The organism is Pedobacter sp. HMWF019 (assembly GCF_003061025.1).
GTDB lineage: Bacteria > Bacteroidota > Bacteroidia > Sphingobacteriales > Sphingobacteriaceae > Pedobacter.
In genome coordinates this window covers 1-6,981 of sequence record NZ_QAIL01000621.1, presented here as the reverse complement: position 1 = coordinate 6,981, position 6,981 = coordinate 1, and the positions used below count along the sequence as shown (strand labels likewise).

Here is a 6,981-nt window from a genome sequence, read left to right as displayed (position 1 = left end):
GTTTGGTAACTCCCGTTTTGTTTGGGACTGCAAAGGTAGCAATCTTTATGTTATTCGCAAATTTTATTTTATCTTTTTTTGCTTTTTTATTTCCGATGCTTTCGCAAACTTCCATAATCATAAATCCTTACTAAACCACTCTTCAAATCACCCTCACTCGCCTTTTCTGCTGTCCCCTTCCTTCCGAAGCGGGATGCAAAAGTAGAAAAAAATTCCCGCCCTGCAAACATATCTTCACTAATATTTAAAACATTTCTATAACTCCCTTATTTTCAATAGGAAAAATTACAATTTAAAAACGGAAGGCGAAGAATCGGGGCTTTAGCTTGATCATCGCCTGCAAAAAAGCCCTACAGAACCGGACTGCTTGTTACCTGGAAGCGATCAAGTTCATATCATCTTCGTACCAAGGTCGCATCTTGTTCGCAAAAGGGGTACCTTTTTGCGGACAAGATGCGACCCAGATGCGCATTTGGTGTGCAGTTCCCGAACAGAAGGTCGTAAATAGAATCCAATAGTATATATAATAGGAATATTAGGGGGAGTGGGGTGACTTGATGGAAAACCGGGGCATGCTGCTTCAAGGCTGGACGAGATCAGGCGGCTGAAGAAGCCGCAGCTCTCTGAGGCCTTTCCGCAGCATACCCCCGGTTTTCCTGGCAAAGTGCAGAGGAGGGGGCAGAAACGGCAGGGCTCAGACAACAGCAGTGGCCAGGTAACAGCAGAAAGGTTCAGGAAATAACTATGAATAAGGTAAGAATCGCGCCCAAAGGAGGGGAACAAGGGCCTATAAACAAAACTGGACCTCCACGGATCAAAACCGCACCTCAAACGCAGCTCATTCGGGAAATGCGAATCCTGCTCCGGTTCACAGGCGTATCGGGTTTGTCTTTGTCCGCCGCTTGTTATAGCCCCTGACTAAGCGCTATATAGGTTGTATATCTATTGTATACTACTATAGATGGATAGGCTATATATATAAGGTTACCGGAAAAATTAAAGAATTGCCTGGTTAGCACCCTCCCTAGCCAATATGCTAAGGAATTTTTAGGATACCTGCTGGAAGGCCTTAGAGATCTGCGGCTTCTTCAGCCGCCTGATATCGCGCAGCCTGGAAGAAGGTGTCCTAAAAATTCCAATCCGAACCGAGAAAACTTGAAATAAAAAAACAATAGCCAAAGAACCGGATCAGTATAGTCAAAACACCTTGTTGTTATCCGTATTGACAATACGAATTGTAGCTATCCTTTTACTCTATTTTTGCTTATTTGTATTGGTATCCTTATCTGCCAATGCACCTGCAGCCCCAATAAAAAGGCCCGCACCAATAAAAGTCATTGTTTTCGCGTACCCTGTAGTCTTAGAAGTATAAAAGATGTCAGATCTATTTCCTGGATTAAACTCTGATTTCTGTCCTTTTTGTCCAGTCTGTACCAATTGAGAAAGATAGAATTCTTGTTGGACAGGAAATCCTTTAGCCTCTTTTCCATTTTCAGTATAAAAAGTCAGGTAACTTTTAAATACCAATGGAGAGTTCTCTCTGGTAAACACTGCCGATTTAACGTTATAAACAACCTCTCCATTCAAAGAATACATTTGAACTTGGTGAAATTTCCCTTTAGGAAGAGAGAGTAAAGTATCAGATAATTTTAAAAGCGTTCTTTCAATAGTAGAGTGTGGAGGAATAAAGCTATCATTTTCTGGAAGGTTTGCCGTAGCAGCTAAAGTCCCACTCCTTGATTTAGAATCATCCAGCCTTGAAAAGCTACCATAACTAGACTGAGAAAATGTTTCCCCCTGTATGCTAATCTTATTATCTGCATAAACGACAGCCTTATCACCCACTATCAATGCTGAACGTCGCCAATCCACATGCAAAGGCTCATTCAGTTTATTCTTGATCTGAATATTCAAAGGAGCATTTTCCCCTTTAAAACGATAAACAATAGCTAACGTATCGTTTTCAACGATAAAATCACCAGATTGCTCATTTTTAACCGCATTAGTACTGTTAAGGGTACCATATTGGTATTTAGAGCAGGAAGCAAAAAGGCAGAGCAGACCGCCAAGGATAAATAATTTTTTCATTTGTGGTTCATTTTGTGTAATTGAAGATACAAAATCTAATCTTAAACCTAAAAAATCAAAGATCATTATATGAAAAAAGGGATATCCAAAATTTGGATATCCCCTGGTATAAGTTAAAGATAAAATCTATTACGGATTTTGCGGGCCAATATTTGGATTAGCTTCAATTTCAACTCTTGGAATAAAGAATTGCCATCTAACATCTCCGGCGGGGATTTGCATAACGTTAGCCACAGAAGTTCCAACATAATTAGGAACCGCTGTTCTATCCAATGGCAAATTCAACCGTTTTAAATCCAAATACCGGAAACCTTCTCCCCAAAGTTCAATCCTTCTGTTAAAATAGATTTCATTAAGAAGGGTAGTACCAGTACTGGTGGATTTTACCGCGCCTGAAGGATCTCTTTTAGACACCAATGTATATAAGGTATTCTGAGCGGATGCATCTTGTTGAGACAAAGCGTAAGCTTCAGCCAAAATTAAATACATCTCTGAACTTCTCATTACAGGAACATCCCCTAAAGAAGGACCACCAACAACCTTAACAGAAAATTTACGTGTCATATAAGGCTGTCTTACCCAGGTTGCGATAGTAGGCAATGGAAAATTAGCCGCTGTTGGAGCAGCCTCCCACATTTTTTTCCTTACATCTGTAGCAGATATTTTGTCATATAAAGCAGAATTAATTCTCTTAGGCGTACCTCTCATATAACTTGTATTTGCATTATAGGCAATCTGAGCAAAGAAGGATCCAAATCCATCCCCCTGATCAAGCGTTGGCATCATTGCCCACATCATCTCAGAGATGATCGTCGCATCATTAAAACCGCTTTGGTAAGCTGTTGCATCCATAAGAGGATACTGGCCTCCATCAATCACATCTTTAGCATATTTAATTGCATTCGGGTAGTCCTGCATAGTTAAAGCAACACGCGCTCTCAGACCTTTAGCAACCCATACATCTGCATGGCTTTTATTGGCCTTCGTTGTTACATTTAATGCAATAGCCCTGTCAAGGTCAGCAACAATCGCAGCATATACCTCTTCTACACTAACACGAGGTTTTTTAGAATCCGTAGATGATAATAAAAGAGGAACTGCCAATTGACTGTTCGGTTTAGCACCAGCATCATATCGCTTGCCATAGAATTGCACAAGATAAGAATAAGCATAGGCTCTTAAAGTTAAAGCTTCCGCTTTAATTCTGGATTTTTCTGCATCTGTTCCAACAACACCGTCTATTTTATCAATGATGTAATTGGCATTGGCAATCATTCTAAAAAACGTTCTGTAATAATACAAATTTGAAGCATGAGTATCTGTACGAGCAGCCACATAATTACCTTCACCAGTAGAAGTAAACCAGGTCGCATTCGCTTGTCCCAAGTCTTCACCCATAAAATCAATACCTAACAAAATACCCGCTACACCAGGTTTACCCTGAGCATTGGATGTTGTTGTTGTTGTTCTTTCGAACATATATCTGTAAATACCGTTTAGCGCGGCATTCGCATTGGTTGTAGTTGTAAATACAATATCACCCTCAACTTTATCAGTAGGCGTTGTTTGGAGGTAATCCTTCTTACAACCAGACGCCAACAACATTCCAACCACACTTGAAAATATTATAAATTTTTTCATATCTCTTTTCCTTTTATTCATTATAATGAGAAGTTCACGCCAAAACTGATGGTCCTGCTTGGCAAATAAGTATTGGCATTTACACCATCAAAAGATTCTGTTGGATTCAATCCCTTTCTTTTAGAAATCAAGGCTAAATTTTCACCGGAAACAAATACCCTTGCACTTGAAACATCCAGCTTACCTAACCATCTCTTAGGAAGATTATAGGATAAGTTTACATTTCTGAAACTTACATAAGATGCATCAATCAGGAATCTGGAAGAAGTTGCATTAATGTTAGTCGTATTACCAGCATCGATCCTTGGGATATCACTATTTGGATTAGCAAGCGTCCATGAATTTAAAATATCTTTATGTAGCGCAGCTCCATAAGAAACGCTCATCAGATTTTGATAAATGCTATCATAGAACTTACCTCCAATCTGATAGTTAATCAAGAACGACAAAGAAAAATCTTTATACCTGAAAGTATTGGTTACTGACCCAGCTAAATCCGGAATAGCAGTACCTGAATAACCATACTTAGCATAAGTCTGATTGGTTACATACTGTACACCATTCACTGTGCGCATATTTGCAGCAGCAGTTCCATCAGCAGGAACATACAGTGCAGAACCATCACTTGGGTCAACACCTGCATACTGCCTCAACCAATATCTGTAATAATCACCGCCAACCTCTCTTCTCTTGGTTCCACTAGTAATAACTTGCGTCTCAGCAGGAAGTTTAGTGATCTTATTTTTGAAGGTTGTCCAGTTTGTCAGGATACCCCAGGTAAAATCTTTCGTTCTAATTAAATCCGCTCCAAGCTGAAGCTCAAACCCTGTATTATACATTGAACCAACATTTTTGAGCACAGAAGTAACAGGATCTGATAGCGGCAGAGGAATACTAAATAGCAAGTTATCTGAACCTCTTTTAAAGAACTCAAATTCTCCATACAATCTTTTCTGGAAGAAAGAGAAAGAAACCCCAGTATTAAAAGTATTCACAGACTCCCACTTTAAATCAGGACTGGCAATAGAAGACAATAAAACACCTGGCTCCGTTCCATTATTAGACCCCAGGTCATAAAATGCCTGATATCCGTAATAATTTGCTGTGTTATCCGCCTTAAGCAAGGAGTTATTCCCCACCTGTCCATAAGAAGCCTTTACTCTCAAGTCGTCAATCCAGTTATTGTCTTTCATAAACGACTCTTTATTGATACTCCATGATCCTCCAAGAGCGAAAAAAGTACCCCATCTAGAATCTGGAGAAAATCTTGAACTTCCATCTCTTCTAACCGAAGCTTCAAAGAAGTATTTCTGAGCATAATTATAGCTGAATTTCGAAAGATAAGACTCAATAGTCTCTCTATCTTTGCGTCCGCCAGAACTTAAAGGCGTAACAAATCCATCTAATTCTGTATTTCCTGTTACTACTTGAGAAGTCTTAGAGGTAGAGAAAAACCTATAAGTATAATCATAATTCTCATGTCCTAATAAAGCACTAAAATTATGATCACCGATACTCTTATTATAATTTAAGATTTGATTAAAAGTAAAGGATTTAACATTTGAAGAACTGTTGTACAAATAGCCATTATAAGTAGCACCATCACCAACAATTGGGTTTTGATATTGCTTTCCAGTATTGTTTCTAATATCCACATTAATGGAAGGCGTAAAAGTAAAGTCCTTTAAGAATTTTACCTCTAAATAGGTTCTTCCACTTAATAAATTCCTTCTGTACAAGTTGTCATTCAATAAGGTTTCATAAACCACGTTTCTACCAGGAGAAGCGCCTTGAGGTCTGGTTACAGCACCAGGATAAGTACCATAATCATACCATTGCTCTCCTGTCACGCTGTTAAAAACTGCATTTCCAGAAGCATCAAAAGCGTGAACCGGATAGATTGGCCCGATTCCTCTGGCAAAACTAAATGCATTGATATAGCTTGAATTATTGTCAGTAGAGTTATCACTGGCTAAATTTCCATCTGAAAAAGATCCGGAAATATTTACACCCGTTTTTAACCAAGGCTTAACCTGGCTATTTGCATTGATTCGGCCATTAAATCTTTTGAAATCTGATTTTAGGATATATCCATTATCTTTTAAATACCCTAGGGAAACGTAATAATCTGATTTATCAGACTGAGCAGAAACACTCATAGAAGCATCTGTTCTGTTACCCGTTCTTTGCAAAGGGTTATACCAATCAAAATCATTATACAGCAATGATGCATTCGGGTTTAACTTTCCATCAGTACCAACAATTTGGTTATTCGGCACATTGAACGGGTTATAAACCAGCAGCCCTTTAATTTCATTTGTCGCCCTTGTTGCCGCAGCATCTTCAGTCAAAGAAGGAGAAGCAGAGTAGCGATAGTTGTTTTTTAAAGCCTGCCACATTGCCGGATAGTATTCCTTAGCATCCAATCTATCATACTCTGGTGTTCCTCTTTCAGAAAAACCCTGACTTAGATTGACACTCAATCTTGGAATCGAAGTTTTACCCCTCTTAGTGGTAATGATAATCACACCATTACCGGCTCTAGAACCATACAGCGCTGAAGATGTTGCATCCTTTAAAACAGAAACACTCTCGATATCATTTGGATTGATATCACCCAGGTCACCATCAAACACAGATCCATCCAATACATACAGAGGAGCACTTGAAGCATTAAACGATCCGAAACCACGCAAGCGGACTGCAGAACCAGTTCCTGGCTGACCATTGCCCGAATTGACAGAAATACCTGGCGCTAAACCAGCAAGGATATTTGTCACGTTTGTAACAACCCTCTTGTCAATCTCCTTAGATCCCATGGTGGCTACAGATCCGGTTATGGCTTCTTTCTTTGCAGTACCATAAGCTACTACTACAACTTCTCCAAGTTGCTTAGCATCAGGCACCAAAACTACATTAATAACACTTAAAGATCCGATTGCCCTGGTTTGAGGCACATACCCTACAGAAAGGAATTCTAGTTCTTTAGCGGTAGAAGGAACTTTAATAGAGAATTTGCCGTCAGCACCGGCACTTGTTCCAGCATTGGAACCCTTGATTCTTACAGTTACGCCAGGTAATGGTTGTCCATCATCTTTTCCCGTAACTGTACCAGTGATTGTCCGTTGTTGTGCTATTGCCGAGGCGGCTAAAAACACCAACACGAACAAACTTTGTAAAAGTTTTTTCATGAATTAAAATAAATCTAGGTGAAATAATAATTCGCTAATATATTCGTTATCACATAATTTC

Annotated in this window: 3 protein-coding genes; all 3 read right to left on the bottom strand. The window is 39.2% G+C overall.

Annotated elements, in window-relative coordinates; translation table 11 throughout:
* Positions 1 to 1,254: 1,254 nt before the first annotated feature.
* Complete coding sequence (locus DBR11_RS29275) at positions 1,255 to 2,088, bottom strand: hypothetical protein (RefSeq protein ID WP_146186718.1); 834 nt, start codon at positions 2,086 to 2,088, stop codon at positions 1,255 to 1,257.
* A 129-nt stretch (positions 2,089 to 2,217) separates the two neighbouring features.
* A complete protein-coding gene (locus DBR11_RS29270) occupies positions 2,218 to 3,729 on the bottom strand; it encodes a RagB/SusD family nutrient uptake outer membrane protein (RefSeq protein WP_158275415.1) in 1,512 nt (503 codons plus the stop codon).
* Positions 3,730 to 3,749: 20 nt separating this feature from the next.
* Complete coding sequence (locus tag DBR11_RS29265) at positions 3,750 to 6,920, bottom strand: TonB-dependent receptor (RefSeq protein ID WP_108556049.1); 3,171 nt, start codon at positions 6,918 to 6,920, stop codon at positions 3,750 to 3,752.
* Between the last annotated feature and the right edge of the window lie 61 nt (positions 6,921 to 6,981).